At 41.8% G+C, this 12,669-nt stretch carries 12 protein-coding genes; 4 read left to right on the top strand and 8 right to left on the bottom strand.

Features of this window, described 5'->3' with window-relative positions:
* Position 1: 1 nt before the first annotated feature.
* From ACZ5GY_RS00050 to ACZ5GY_RS00065, 4 genes are all read left to right on the top strand, one after another.
* Positions 2–1,909, top strand: coding sequence for a transporter substrate-binding domain-containing protein (locus ACZ5GY_RS00050; protein ID WP_464111902.1), 1,908 nt, complete (start codon positions 2–4; stop codon positions 1,907–1,909).
* A complete protein-coding gene (locus ACZ5GY_RS00055) occupies positions 1,902–2,573 on the top strand; it encodes a response regulator (protein ID WP_213689967.1) in 672 nt (223 codons plus the stop codon). Before ACZ5GY_RS00050 ends, ACZ5GY_RS00055 begins: the two co-directional genes overlap by 8 nt.
* Positions 2,574–2,727: 154 nt before the next feature.
* Positions 2,728–3,045 carry a cupin domain-containing protein gene (locus ACZ5GY_RS00060; protein WP_213695248.1) on the top strand — a complete coding sequence of 106 codons (318 nt, stop codon included), beginning with the start codon at positions 2,728–2,730 and terminating at the stop codon, positions 3,043–3,045.
* A gap of 76 nt (positions 3,046–3,121) precedes the next feature.
* Positions 3,122–4,300: an MFS transporter gene (locus ACZ5GY_RS00065; protein ID WP_213689965.1), complete on the top strand. Its 1,179-nt coding sequence runs from the start codon at positions 3,122–3,124 to the stop codon at positions 4,298–4,300.
* 48 nt (positions 4,301–4,348) lie between these two features.
* On the opposite strand, the gene ACZ5GY_RS00070 is transcribed toward ACZ5GY_RS00065, so the two are convergent.
* From ACZ5GY_RS00070 to ACZ5GY_RS00105, 8 genes are all read right to left on the bottom strand, one after another.
* Positions 4,349–6,124 carry a histone deacetylase family protein gene (locus ACZ5GY_RS00070; protein ID WP_213689964.1) on the bottom strand — a complete coding sequence of 592 codons (1,776 nt, stop codon included), beginning with the start codon at positions 6,122–6,124 and terminating at the stop codon, positions 4,349–4,351.
* Positions 6,094–7,440 carry a lysine 2,3-aminomutase gene (kamA, locus tag ACZ5GY_RS00075; protein WP_464112119.1) on the bottom strand — a complete coding sequence of 449 codons (1,347 nt, stop codon included), beginning with the start codon at positions 7,438–7,440 and terminating at the stop codon, positions 6,094–6,096. Before kamA ends, ACZ5GY_RS00070 begins: the two co-directional genes overlap by 31 nt.
* On the bottom strand, positions 7,397–7,870 hold the full coding sequence (locus ACZ5GY_RS00080; protein WP_213689962.1) for a GNAT family N-acetyltransferase: 474 nt from the start codon (positions 7,868–7,870) through the stop codon (positions 7,397–7,399). Before ACZ5GY_RS00080 ends, kamA begins: the two co-directional genes overlap by 44 nt.
* Positions 7,863–8,909, bottom strand: a complete 1,047-nt coding sequence (locus ACZ5GY_RS00085; RefSeq protein ID WP_464111903.1) for a D-alanine--D-alanine ligase family protein — start codon at positions 8,907–8,909, stop codon at positions 7,863–7,865. The genes ACZ5GY_RS00080 and ACZ5GY_RS00085 overlap by 8 nt, the downstream gene beginning before the upstream one ends.
* Positions 8,909–10,009, bottom strand: coding sequence for a D-alanine--D-alanine ligase family protein (locus ACZ5GY_RS00090; RefSeq protein ID WP_213689960.1), 1,101 nt, complete (start codon positions 10,007–10,009; stop codon positions 8,909–8,911). The genes ACZ5GY_RS00085 and ACZ5GY_RS00090 overlap by 1 nt, the downstream gene beginning before the upstream one ends.
* Before the next feature lie 252 nt (positions 10,010–10,261).
* Entirely contained in the window at positions 10,262–11,410 is a 1,149-nt protein-coding gene (locus tag ACZ5GY_RS00095) for a baeRF3 domain-containing protein (protein WP_213689959.1), read from the bottom strand.
* A gap of 73 nt (positions 11,411–11,483) precedes the next feature.
* A complete protein-coding gene (locus ACZ5GY_RS00100; RefSeq protein ID WP_213689958.1) occupies positions 11,484–12,296 on the bottom strand; it encodes a family 1 encapsulin nanocompartment shell protein in 813 nt (270 codons plus the stop codon).
* A 13-nt stretch (positions 12,297–12,309) separates the two neighbouring features.
* Complete coding sequence (locus ACZ5GY_RS00105; protein WP_213695251.1) at positions 12,310–12,666, bottom strand: encapsulin-associated ferritin-like protein; 357 nt, start codon at positions 12,664–12,666, stop codon at positions 12,310–12,312.
* Between the last annotated feature and the right edge of the window lie 3 nt (positions 12,667–12,669).

A 12,669-nucleotide genomic window follows, 5' to 3' on the forward strand; every position in this document is an offset into this window, starting at 1 on the left:
TTTGGCAGGGTTTTTGCTGCTTTTCCCTCAACATGGATGGAGCAAATCTTCTGGGCGTGTGATCTATGTTGTTGGGGACAAAGCATTGACTCCCTTTGAGTATCTTAACGATCGTCAGTTGCCAGAGGGGTTCTTTATCGATGTTTTGGAAACCATTGCCAAGAAGCAAGATCTTTCTCTTAATTTCCAAATGGTGCACTGGACAGAAGTGGAGTCTCTTCTTTATTCTTCTCGCGTTGATTTGATACTTGGCGTGGTAAGCGCAAGAGAAGAATCAGCTATTCTCCCCCATATGGCACCTATTATAAATATCCCCTCCGTTCCAGATGTATCTCAGAGAGAAGCAGCTTTTTTGCCTGATGTTTCTGGTAAGGAAATAGGCGAGTTCTATTTTTCTTTACCTGTCATCAAAGTTCCATACGCTGTTTTTACAAGAAAAGGTCTTGAAGGCAGCCGCTTAAGTGACGTTGCAGGAAAGACGGTGATTGTGGAGCAGGGAAGTGCAGAAAAAGCATATCTTCAATCAAGTTACCTCACGTCGAAAGTTTTAATCGTAGATAATCCTGTCGAAGGCATACATCTCGTTTCTTCGGGACAGTATGACTTTGTGCTGATGGGGCTTTATCAGGGATTATCTATGTGTAAAAAGCTCAAAATCAATAATGTAGTTCCGTTGGAATCCTCTCTTTTTACCAAAGAGTGGGGATTTACCATTACTCATGGGGATATTACATTGGCTCGAATGCTTAAACAAGGTTTGAGTCAAATATACAGTGACGGGACATATGAGAAACTTTATAAAAAATGGTTTGATCAATTTAAGCATGAAGGATTTGTTGATAAAACGCTTCTCATAAAGGTGCTCAGTGCTTTTGTCGTTGCCATTTTCCTTATCCTTTTATGGAATTTCTCTTTGAAAAAACAGGTTGCACGAGTTGTGAAAGAGAGAGAAAAGTTGATCGACTTCATTCGAGATGGAATATTGGCTGTCGATTCTGTGGGACGTATAACTCTCATTAACCATTCAGCTATGAAGTTGCTTGGAATTCATTATGATGCTGAAGGTGAGGATGTCGACTCATTGGTTCCTGAAATTAATCTGAAGGGAGTTCTTTCTTCAAAAGAGGCTGTTTATGACCTTGAACAAAATGTAGGTGGCGCCCCTTTGATTATTAACAAGGTTCCAGTGACGATCTATGGTCAGATTTGCGGTGCAATAGCCAGTTTCCGTGATATGTCTGAAATACACGCCATGGCTGAAGAAATGACAGGTGTGCGCATGTACGTTGAATCGCTTCGCGTGCAGAACCATGAATTTATGAATAAGTTGCAAGCTATAGCAGGGCTTATCCAGCTGGGAAAATATACAAAGGCTCTGAATTTTATTTCTCAGGAACAGGCTCCAGGGCAAACAATGGCTTCTATGATAGCTGAACGAATTAAGAATCCGGCAGTAGGAGGTATTTTGCTTGGGAAAATGGGACGATGCCGAGAGCTTGGCATAGGTTGTGAAATTACCCCAGATAGCTACTGTGGAGAATCAATTAAAATTAGTGATCAGGCTCTGGTTATTATTGTGGGCAATCTTATGGAGAATGCTATCGAAGCCATGCTTCAAGCTTCAATAAAGGTTCCTCGTATCAGCTTTTCCATTTTCGATGAATCGAACCAGATTATGTTGAGTGTCTGGGATAATGCCGGAGGGCTAACGGAAGAAAATGCAGAGAAAATTTTCGAAAAGGGCTTTTCAACAAAGGCGCGACCACGAACGTCAGGTTATGGCCTATATAATATCAGGCGGATGGTTGATGCTTTAGGTGGCGATATTTGTCTTGATTTCAAATATGGAGAATATACTGAGTTTATAGTGACTCTCCCCAACGGAGAAGGAGGAGATCTGATTGAATAGAATAGACGTTCTCGTTGTGGAAGATGATCCAATGGTGGCAGAAATTCACCAGAACTTTATTAATTCACTTGAAGGGTTCCGTGTTGTAGCTGTCGCTGGAGATGGCCAAAAAGCGTTGGATTTACTCGACACGCTTTCTATACGGCTGTTAATTCTTGACATTTTCCTTCCCGGACTTGATGGTCTCAATGCACTGCGTAAAATAAGAGAACAGAAGAAAAACGTTGACGTCATTATTGTCTCAGCGTCACGCGATGCAAATACAGTAAACGAAGCAATACAAGCAGGAGCTTTTGATTATATAGTGAAACCCTTTGTTTATGACCGTTTGAAAGCCTCTCTTGAATCTTTTAGGCAAATGGATAGTAAGCTTAGAAAAGGATCAGGAGATTTTGATCAATCAGAGATTGATAGCTTGTTTCAGGTGAAAAATAGGAAAAACTATCAGACGACTCTTCCCAAAGGACTCAACCCCGAGATGTTAAAAAAAGTTATCACCTTACTAAAAAAAAGCAATTGTTCGCTTTCTGCGGTGGAAACGGCAGAAGTCTTGCAGGTTTCCCGTATTACTGCTCGAAGATATCTTGAATATCTCGTCGCTTCTGGAAAGGCGACGATGAAGCGAGAGTATCAGGAAATCGGCCGTCCTATCAATAAGTACTGACTTCTATAACGTGGGAACCGGATGGTTCCCTTACCTAAAATAGAGACGTTTGTTACTAAACTATCAATGTTCTCATCCTTTATGACAGGAATCATGGCGGGTCTTTTAAAGACCCGCTTTTTGTGTATCATAATATAGGGTGAGGAGGGGAAAAATGAAGAATCTTTTTGATAAAAAGAATATTGATTGGAATAAAGAGATTTCAGAGATATTAGCGACAGGTAGCAACGTTAGAGTTGAACGTATTGTCTCTACAGGTCAATCTTCCCCGAATGATTTTTGGTATGATCAGGAAGAATTCGAGTGGGTTTGCGTAATACAAGGCGAAGGTATAATCGATTGGGCTGATGGGGCTCGACGTACTTTAAAAGTTGGAGATTGGGTTCTTATCTCACCTCACGAAAAACACCGTGTCTCCAGCACTACAAAAGAGCCACCGTGTATTTGGCTTGCTTTTTTTTGGAAAGAGTAATACACCCCTACGGTTCTTTTTTTATTAAGACGTGTTACGATATAAAAAATTTTTGTTATTCAGGGGGCAAAAAATCATGATAGACAGAACCGTATGTGTGGATCGTCCTAAATTTAAACTTTCTCTTCTTTCGATTGGACATTTTTTCAATGACCTTTATGCAGCGTTTCTCCCGACATTTGTTCCAACTCTTATATCTCGACTTGGTATTACTATGGCTCAGGCGGGATTACTTAATTCTGTGGTTGGTATTATACATATTTTTCTTCAGCCATTACTCGGATATGTTTCAGATCGGACTGCACGTTCATACTTAGTTATGATTGGGCCCATCTTGACATGTCTCGGGGCAACCTTTCTTCCAAGTTCTCCTACGTATGGAATGGCTCTTTTTTTAGTGGGACTTTGGGGAGTAGGTAGTGCCACCTTTCATCCTCAGGGACATGGAGGAGTGGGACATGTTGTTCCTCAGGAAAAATTAACCGTTTCATTGGCAATTTTTAGTGTTGCCGGAAATATAGGAGTAACGATAAGTCCTCTTTTTGCAGTTGCTTTGGCAAAAATAGTGGGGGTAGAGAAAATCCCTTATATTGCCATTGTACCTGTTCTTATTCTCGCGATTGCTATTTATCGGTATATGCCTGTTTTAAGTGAAGAAGCGGCCGAGTTCCCTAAGAATCAGGGGGGACTTTTTCACTCTTTATTTTCAGTGCTTGGAGTAATCTATCCAGTATGGATGGTTTCTATGGCGCGAGATGCAACGAGCCAGGGAATTCGATTCTTTCTCCCCATCCGTATTGTTTCTGAAGGCGGCAACATTAGTATGGTTGGAACTATTCTCTTTTTGATTATGCTGTGTAGCACAATTGCTATGCTTATTAGCGGTAAACTTTCTGATAGATGGGGAAAGGTTCGAGTTCTTATATTTGTTCTTATCGCTGGTCCCATCTGTATGATTCCTGCTGCTTATATAGGTGGAAAAACATCAATAATATTATATATTCTGGGAACATCTCTTCTTAATTCAAGTATGCCTATAACGGCGGCAGTAGCTCAGGAACAGGTTCCTCATTCTCGAGGTATGGCGAGTTCCATTGTTATGGGATTATCGTGGGGGGTAGCCAATTTGTTGACAGGGCCGTTAGGAAAGTTGGGCGATGTCTTTGGAATTACCAGCACAATGCTTGTGGTTGCGGCACTTCCTCTTCTTGCTCTTCCCATGGTTTTTATGAAGTCGTTTCGATCCGCTGAATAAGAAGATTTAAAGACAAGAGGCATGAATATTGTTTGTGCCTCCTGTCTTTTATCTAAAAAATGTTCCTTCCCATAAACCTGTAAAAAAGGAACGGGCGTTTATTCCTATCCTTTTGGTATCGTATCCGCCCTCTTGAACGACAAGAGTAGGGTATTTCTCCTTACCAATATCTCTGCCATTTGCGTAAAAATCTTTAGCTGTTAAGTTCCAACTTCCTGTAGGGTCTTTTTGTGCAGTATCGAATCCAAGAGCTACAACAAGAAAGGAAGGAGAGAAGCGGCGTATTATTTTGAGGGCACGATGAAGGGCCTCTCCATATTTTTCCCCGTCAATATTCTCCGATAAAGGAATATTAACGTTATATCCCTTTCCTTCCCCTTCCCCTTTTTCGTCTTCAAATCCACTGAAATAGGGATAGGCAAAGGATGGGTGACCGTGAATCGAGATTGTGAGGACGTCATTTCTTTTATAGAAAATATTTTGTTGTCCATTGCCGTGATGATAGTCAATATCAAGGATGGCTACCGTACCCCTATGACTGAGATACTGGGCTGCAGCGGCTGTACTATTTAGATAACAGAACCCTCCAAAGGCTCTTCGTTCACTATGATGGCCTGGAGGGCGAATTAAGGCATAGGCAAGGTGATGGCCTTCTTCGAGAAGCTTGGCTCCAGTAATGGCACAGTTTATTGCTTGACGGGCCGCTTGCCATGCAGGGCCATTTAGAGGTGTAAATGTATCTATACAATAGTATCCTGCACGTATAACAAGTTCTTTGGGAGGTCGGGTTGCATTTCGTATGGGGAAAACATAAGGATAGACTGACGGATTTTTGCCTATAGATGTGCATACTTTTTTAAGATAGTCTAAAAAATCTCCATCGTGAATATTACGAAGCCATGAATCAGGTATAGGGCGAAGTCTTTCTTCTTTGAAAAGCCCGCTTTTCTCTAGATGGGAAAGAATTCGACCAATGCGAACAGGGGATTCGACATAACCTCTTTCATGTACATGATGAATAATATGTTCTTTGTTCATAAGTAGCGCTATCTTTTCATCATCTGGAATATTTCGAACAGGTAAGGATGCCTGTGCTTCTTTTATATAAACAAATGGACGTAAACGTATAGGATCGTCATTGAATGAGTTAACGACCATACTTATATACTCTGGTGGACAGATTCCTTTGTATTTCTTTTCAAGTATTGTTCGTACAATGCGTCGGGCCAGACCTTTTGAAAGAGGTCGGTTTTGCCCCAAATCATCAAAGACAAGATATGGAGGATTGTCTCCCCCTTCTTTGAGAGGTGTTTCATAGCGAGTTCCGATTATGGGGCGGGCGCCAAAGTACTCATAGAAGTGGAGGCGGGCTCTATTTTCTTTTCGTATCTCTGGGTTTCTGGAAATGGCAGGATCATCAGGTAAACATTCAAAAAATATTCCGCGACACTCTAAGAGAAGAGCTTCTTGTCGTATTCGTTCATATAGAGCTCCTCCTATGCCTCGCCCTGTTGTCAATTTTGCGGCTGCAAGATAGTCAAGATACATAAAGTGAAGAAGGGGATCCACAAGAGTCAAAGCAAAACCCTGAACCTTACGATGAGCCCCTTCTGCTACAAAAAGTATAGTTTGAAATCCATATTTTAATTGATCCCTGATTCTAAAAGGGAGTGCTTCTATTTCTTCTGACGTCAGTCCTGGAAATTGTTGTCTCAAAATTGCCTGAATCTGAATAAGAGCTTCTTTGTTAATCAAGAGCGTGTTATCGTAGATTCGGCGAATTCTGAACATAGTTACATCCTTTCTGTCTTTTCTGAAGACCACATCTCACTTCTTTTCTTGCGGGGAAGATTTTCAGGCTCCATTGAGGCTCCTTCCCGTTCAAAAAGAGTTGCGACTCCTCCTGACGAAAGTTCTTTTTGATGATTGCATATAGAGCTGCATTGGCCGTTGCAGCGACTTTGGTTGTCATCTGGCTCAGTATAGACCGTAAGGACACCCTCAAAGTTACGTAAGACTGTTTTGCGATCTGATTGAGAAATAACATAATTGGGCATTACAGGAATTTTTCCTCCACCGCCAGGCGCGTCGACAACAAATGTAGGAACAGCAAGCCCGGAAGTATGTCCTCGAAGAAATTCCATAATTTCGATGCCCTTTCCAATAGACGTTCTGAAATGTTCTATTCCTTGTGAAAGATCGCATTGATATATGTAATACGGCCGCACGCGAATCTTCAATAACTGCTGGTTGAGTTCTCTGAAGATATAGGGACAGTCGTTAATGCCTCTTAGCAGTACGGATTGATTTCCCAAGGGGATTCCGGCATCCGCCAATTTTCTGCACGCTTCAGCAGATTCTGGCGTTATTTCCTTAGGATGGTTGAACTGTATGTTCATCCAGAGGGGATGATATCTTTTCAACATGTCGCAGAGAGTATCAGTGATTCTCATTGGCATAACGACGGGAACACGAGTTCCTATTCGAATGATTTCTACATGGGGAATGGCCCGTATTTCACGAAGAATTGATTCGAGATAGTCGTCTGCTAGAGTTAGAGGGTCTCCGCCAGAGATAAGAACGTCGCGTATTACCGGCGTTTTACGAATGTAGTCTATGCATGCTTCTATCTCTTTTTCACTTCGAGGATGATCTGTTTGGCCAGCAAAGCGTCTTCGAGTACAATGTCGGCAATACATGGAACATTGATCCGTAACCAACAAAAGGCAACGATCAGGGTAACGATGAGTCAGGCCGGGAACAGGTGAATCAATCTCTTCGTGAAGAGGATCTCTACGATCAGTCTGAGCAATAAGCGTTTCTTGCAGTGTGGGGATGCACTGCTTACGTATAGGGCACGAAGGATTATTCCTATCCATAAGAGAGGCGAAGTATGGAGTGATAGCCATTCTAAGTACGTTAAGGCTACGTTTAATGGTAGCCGACTCATTCTTCGTCAACTCTACAACTCGTTCAAGTTGTTCTACATTTGTAATACGGTTTGCCAGTTGCCAATGCCAATCATTCCAGTTTTCTTCACCTGCTTCCTCTCGCAGATTCCGAACTTGGGTTAATTGCATCGGTTTTCTTTCTAACTTAACACGAGGTTTTAATTTCTTTTGTGTAGATGACAAGGTCATCACCTTCCCCATAAAAATTGTGGATTCGACCACTTTCTTCATATCCGGCATGCACATAAAAGTGACGTTGCCCGGCATATGCTTGTTTCCCAGATGTCTCTACACGTATAACCGCATTTTTATGAATATTGAGAAGCTCTGCCTCCATTTTTTCTTGAAGGACTAATCCAATCCCTTGTCTTTGAAAATCAGGGCTCACAACAATCCAGTACAAATCCCATGCGAATGCTGTCATAGGAGTAGCGCCGTAAATGAGGAATCCAGCAAGAATTCCCTTTCGATATTCTTCTAAAAGTACATAATCTTTTGATGGATGGGCTTGCCATTCCAAAAGGACTTCTTTTAATACAGAGCATTCTTCGGTTGTAAAAGCCTTTGTTGCTTGTGCAATGGCAAGATATTCATCGATTGAGAGATGACCGCTATTCATGACCTGACCTCTTTTCACTGTTCTCTATTGCCAGCTGGAGTATCTCACTCACAAGTTGTTCATAGGTTCCGCCATTTTTTACATATTGTCTGGCCAGTCCGCTATCACGTGTAAGAGCAGGATTGGGGTTAATATCGATAACGAAAAAATTCCCGTTGTGTTCTCGTATATCGACGCGAAAATATCCTTTACAACCTGCGACCTCTGCGGCCGAAGAGGCCATAGCGAGAATGTTTTGCTTTATGGAGCCAGAAAGGTCTACATGTTCAGGCCATAGATTCCATTCAGGGCTCTCTTCGTCCCATTTAGCATCATAAGATAGATATGCTGGAACGTTTGGATAGCGGCTGTAGTCAAGGGTCCACAGTGCAATTGTCTTAAACGGGGCATTGCCAATAAAACTTACACTGTACTCTGAGCCTGAGAGAAACTCTTGAGCCAGAATTCCTTTAGGGAACATCTCCAGCTTTTCTTCAACACTTTCTTGAAGTTCCTTCTCGTTACGGACCAAGGATTTTGAGTCTATACCTACGCTCCCGTCTTCTGATCGAGGTTTGATAAACAACGGAAAACGTAATTCATGTATTTTCGCGATATCTTCCCTAGTTTGTAAGTAATATGTTAACGGAACGGGAATGCCCTCCTTTTTAAGTTGAGACTGAAGGGCAAATTTATCAATACATAGGCGGAGTGCTGATGATGGATTTCCTGTGTAGGGAATGTGGTTTTTTTCTAAAAGTTCACAGAAGGTAGCTTCAAGCCATGGGGCAGATCCAAAACCTTCAAAGAGATTAAAAATACATAATGGATTTGCATTTTTAAGATGCTCTATAAGGTGCTTAGGGTGAGCCATATCAGCCTGAAAAATGTCTAGATTGTAGACAAAATACCCCTCAGAACTGAGCGCACGACCAACTTCTTCGCGACATAAAAGGCTGTCGAGAAGATCTTGACGAAGAGTATTTTCCTTAGCGGCAGTTATGAAAACTGGACGTTGACCGCAACCAGGAGGTTCTATCGATTGTTCTTTGGTATTCATCATAGGGCCTTCTCTCTTTGAAGTTCCTGTTTTTTCAAGCAGGCGGCACTTAAGTTGTACCGTGAGAAGGCCTCGCGAAGGAGCATTTTAATAAGATGTGTATATTCCCCTCCGCTAAGGCGATAAAGGATGGGTAAATCGCTATATGCAGGTGACAATCCAGGCAGTGGATTGATATCAATAACACGAGGTTCTCCACTTTCGTCGAGGCGAAAATCAATTCGTGCTATATCACGAAGTTCAAGGGCTTTAAAAGCTTCTACTGCTAATTTAGCCACTTTTTGCCGAAGATTGGCACTGATTGTTTCTGGACCGTTATATCGAATTCGCTCGAGATAATTTCTTTTTTCTTCAAGAGAGTACAAAAAGGTTTTAGTTTTGTTTACTGGCGAAATAGTCATCATTCCAATACACTCTGGATTGGAATTCCCGGCAACTCCAGCTGTTATCTCAACACCAGGTAAGAATGCCTCCACTACAGCAGGCTGATCGTAGCGTTTCCAGACTCTTTCTATACACTCTTCCATTTTTTGAGGAGTATTTACAACTGAGTCGAGGAAAATCCCCTTTGACGACCCTTCCCAGCGAGGTTTTACTATGCATCTTTTACTGACGGAGAATAGCTGGCGTGCTTTATCCAAGTCTTCTGTGGATCTTACTACGTAGCTTTCCGGTACGGGAACATTCGAGGCACGAAGAACGTGTGTGGTCAAAACTTTATCCAGCCCTATAGCCAAAGATGTGGAGTCTGAACCACTAAAAGGAATGCCAAGACTTTCGAGAATGCATGGTACCTGCGACTCTCTTCCTCTGAAGTTTCCTACCCCTTCGGCTATATTCAATACAAAATCCGGAGCAACGGATTCAAGTTTCTGTACGAGGAATTCATTCTGTTCAAAAAGAAATACCTGAAATCCGAGACGGGTCACTTCTGTACAGAGTGATTCCACGGTTTCCAGGCAGTCATATTCTTCATACTTGTCATCAGGTTCTCCCATTTGGGCTTCCTGACGTAAGTTATAGGTAATGCCAATAATGTTTACTTCTTTTTTCGTGAGAGGTAGAGGATTCTCTCGTTCCTCTTCATATAACCCTTCCATAATTTTTAACCCCCGATTATGTTTCTTAGTAGTTCTCTCCCCCAAGAGGAAGGTCTTTATTTAAAAAGTTCTTAAACGTCTTTATAAGCCTTTTGGCTCATTATTCCCCTCCTATAAGCGGAAAAATCCGCTTTCTAATCGCGGGTCCTTCTTGAGCGGATTATATTCCTTTTGTGTCTAAATACAAGTAGGAAAATAAAGGAAGCGGGACAGAAAAAATCCCGCTTCAATTTTATTTTCTAGAAACTTTCTTTAGAAACGGAAAAGAGATGCAACGCTTGATGTGTCAGGCATATGTTCTGGGAGAAGAGCATATACTCGACCTCCCCGTAGCAACGTGTGAGATGCTATGAAATCTAGCAAGTCAATATCTCCGACTTGCTTTTCAGAATGGATTGTAGTCTGTAATGTTTTTTCGTCGAATGTTCCCCATATCTGATGATTGAGGGCGACAAAAACAGTATCTACTTTTCCAGTGAAAGCGGCACGAGTTGTTTCTTCTACGTCACAGGATGTTTTACCCGTTCCCTTCATTTCCACATATCGTTCTGCCAGTGTTTTTTCTTCTTTTTTGAAGTGGATATGTGCAATTTCCCAACCTTTTTCCCCAAGTTCCTGTGTTGAAAAAGTGTCAGGATTTCCGTAGATTCCTTCCTCTAGCAAATCGGCGTATGTATTGGCTTCTTTATATATGGGATGAAGATAATCTACACCTGCGAGAACAAGGGGAGCATGTTCCCCTTCAAGGAGGTCTGAAATTCCTTTATCTATAGTTTGAAAATATTTAAGAATATATTTTTTCTCTACTTCGGCTCCCATAGCCTGGCCTCTGGTTACTGTCCCTTTCATTCCTGAAGGACTATAGCCAATGACAGGGTATTGAAGTTGCCGTTCAGGAGAATCGAAACCAAGTGCTTCTGTTACATTTTGAGGTAAATTCTCTACGTTTAATTCTCTTATACTCGTGCGGGTTCCTTCTAGCAAACGGACTCCTTTTTGACTCAGACCGAGAATAAAAAATTTACCATCTCCACTTAACAACGGGAAAAGGGGTTTTAAATAAAAGTTTTCACCAGTTACCACAATATCTGAAAACGGAAAAGGTTCGTTGAATGTCTCGAAAAACTGAGAAGAAACAAACATTGCCAAACCGTTTTCGAGATTTTGCCAAAAGACAGAATTAGAAAGCAATGCTTTGGCTTGAGTAAGAAGGTTATCAATTTCTTGATCTTTCATCCCGAGGTCTTTAAGAGCTTTTTCACCATTTTGAAGTAAGCTTTTAAATCGTATTTGAGCCTGACGAGGATCTCCTGGTGCTGGGTTGGTCATGTAGAGAGAGAGGCACGGTTTCTGACCTTCTTCTAAAAGATTCTTCAAATCATCTCTGGTCAGTATTTTCACATCTTCATCCTCCCTTCAACTTACAAAATCGAGAGGAGGTATGTAGAAGACCTCCTCCCATATTAAAACAAAACTACGAGATTCTAAGAGGAATGATAGCTTCAGGGTTAATTACTCTAAATGTAAAAGATTCTGTAAAGAAGAATGTTCCCTTACGTGAATCATTGCCAACGAACCCAAGAGAAAGATCTTGTCCGATAACAAGTTCCATATCGTCCCCTCGTGTGGAGACAAGGAAAGATTCTTTCTCATGTGTGGAAAGAATAACCGGACCATTGAGGACTTCCTTTATATTTTTAATAAGAGGATAGCATTCAGATACAGAGTAAATGATTTTCCATAATTCGGGAGAAGCTACCAGAGCATAGGGGCCCTCTACGGCGTCTTTTTGAAAACGGTAAAGGGCAGAACTGATAGCATCCATTATTCCTCGTACAGAAGAAGTATCGGTCATAGGCATCATTCTGTCTTTAGCCGCTTCTGCAAGACCAACAATACCAGCAGAGGGTAGGCCTTCATAAATAGCGCGTTCTTCAAAGATCGCAATATTTCGAGCTGCTTCTTCTAAAGGGGCGAGATCGGGGTTTTTCAGCCCGCGAGTTATGTTGTCTAATTCCCATAAATCAAGATCAAATGTAATTCGAGGTTCCACTAAGGGGAGAACCTGATGAATGCCGTAGGCTACGTTATTTTTTGTCGTTTCCGTTTCTGATTGCACTTCAAGGCGGCCACATGGATGGGCAGCATAATCCCAACCTTTGGGAGGAGCAACGTCAATGAACTTTCGTGCTGAAAGGTGCGATTCTAAAACCCGTTTGGCCTGCTCATCCATTTCATGCCAAGCCTCTTGACTGACCATTTCTGTTGTTCTTCGAAGTATATCCATATAGGAAACCTCCTTATCTTTTAAGACTGCCAATATTCAAGGTTCCTGATAAAGACTCCTCTGTTTTCGATGGAGAGTCGGATGCACCTTCTTCTACTTGGAGTAAAGGCCTTTCTGTAAAAAGATATTGGCGTAATTCATTATCCCATCCAGGCATATTTCGTCGTAGCCACTCAATGAGCATAGCCGCATGTTCAATTTCTTCATCTCTGTTATGTCCCAGTAAAGATTTGAGTTCGTCGTCTTCAGTAGCGGCAACCCTCTGGTTATACCAGTTAATGGCTTCTAGTTCTTCCTGTAAACTTTTGAGCACCATAGCGCAGCGACGAGTAGTGTTGTCCAGATGTTCTACTGGTTCCGTATACTGCATTCT

This window comes from Aminobacterium thunnarium, from assembly GCF_055390565.1.

Excerpts from the sequence above, each read along its gene's own strand:
- ACZ5GY_RS00060 (WP_213695248.1), top strand. The coding sequence starts at position 2,728 with ATGAAGAATCTTTTTGATAAAAAGAATATTGATTGGAATAAAGAGATT.
- ACZ5GY_RS00065 (WP_213689965.1), top strand. The coding sequence starts at position 3,122 with ATGATAGACAGAACCGTATGTGTGGATCGTCCTAAATTTAAACTTTCT.
- kamA (WP_464112119.1), bottom strand. The coding sequence starts at position 7,440 with ATGACCTTGTCATCTACACAAAAGAAATTAAAACCTCGTGTTAAGTTA.
- ACZ5GY_RS00080 (WP_213689962.1), bottom strand. The coding sequence starts at position 7,870 with ATGAATAGCGGTCATCTCTCAATCGATGAATATCTTGCCATTGCACAA.
- ACZ5GY_RS00085 (WP_464111903.1), bottom strand. The coding sequence starts at position 8,909 with ATGAATACCAAAGAACAATCGATAGAACCTCCTGGTTGCGGTCAACGT.
- ACZ5GY_RS00090 (WP_213689960.1), bottom strand. The coding sequence starts at position 10,009 with ATGGAAGGGTTATATGAAGAGGAACGAGAGAATCCTCTACCTCTCACG.
- ACZ5GY_RS00100 (WP_213689958.1), bottom strand. The coding sequence starts at position 12,296 with ATGGATATACTTCGAAGAACAACAGAAATGGTCAGTCAAGAGGCTTGG.
- ACZ5GY_RS00105 (WP_213695251.1), bottom strand. The coding sequence starts at position 12,666 with ATGCAGTATACGGAACCAGTAGAACATCTGGACAACACTACTCGTCGC.